The organism is Oleiphilus sp. HI0067, from assembly GCF_001635735.1.
Window position 1 is genome coordinate 1 of record NZ_LWFI01000280.1, and the last position, 884, is coordinate 884.

At 48.5% G+C, this 884-nt stretch carries 2 protein-coding genes; both read right to left on the reverse strand.

Annotated elements, in window-relative coordinates; genetic code table 11:
- On the reverse strand, nt 1–199 hold a 199-nt coding region (locus tag A3739_RS30665; RefSeq protein WP_231876993.1), incomplete at its 3' end, for a hypothetical protein.
- Nucleotides 200–301: 102 nt separating this feature from the next.
- Nucleotides 302–884, reverse strand: a 583-nt coding sequence (locus tag A3739_RS03490) for an SDR family oxidoreductase (protein ID WP_068500333.1), incomplete at its 5' end; no start/stop codon positions are given.

Below are 884 nucleotides of genomic sequence, written 5' to 3' on the forward strand. Positions count from 1 at the left end.
AGTGATCTTTATCTTCGGTCAAGGCTGTGTGAAAACAAGATAATAAATGCTGGTCTCTGCCCACATGACACGCATGATGCTTTATTAATTCCGAGTAAAGCAAATGCGTTCTGATCTCGTTATTGGCGATAAGGTTCAATAAAGTGAGTAAGCGTGGTTTGGTGTCCGAGTCGAGTGTCTTTCTTAGGGTGATTTTCATGCGCTTTTCCTTGCTTGTCCTATCGTAACCAACTTATGTTATTTCGATTCGGTACTGACAACGCGCGTGAGTTTTGTCAGCGCGCTGTCGTTGTTATGTTAATTATGGTTTCATGGTGTCGAGCATGCGCGACATCTTATCCATGACCGATGTCGCGCCAGTTTGACTCCATCCTCCGTCTACTGGGAGCACAATGCCTGAAATATACGAGGATTCTTCAGCGCATAGCATTCCAGCTGCATGGGCAATGTCGTGGACTTCACCAAGGCGTTTTAGCGGTACCGATTTTGCGACAGCAGCCTGTAAGTCGGGGGTTGGAGACAGGCGATCCATTCCTTCTGTGCCGGCGATCGGGCCAGGTACAATCGAATTGACGCGCACACCATCTTGCCCCCACTCCATACTTAGTGTTCGCGTCACCATGTCCACGCCTGCTTTGGCTGCACAAACATGTGCTTGATGAGCCATGGGAAGAAAGGCTTGCGGAGCAGAGATGTTAATCACGCTTGCGCCGGGTTTTTTGAGATAATTAAACCCAGCGCGCATAACGTGAAATGTACCTAGTAGGTCTATTTCAAGCACTGAGCGGATCGCATTAGGCGACATGTCGTTAACGCGAGCAGGGAAGTTTCCTGCTGCGCCTGAAATGAGGATATCAATGTCGCCACCTAAGAATTTACAAGCG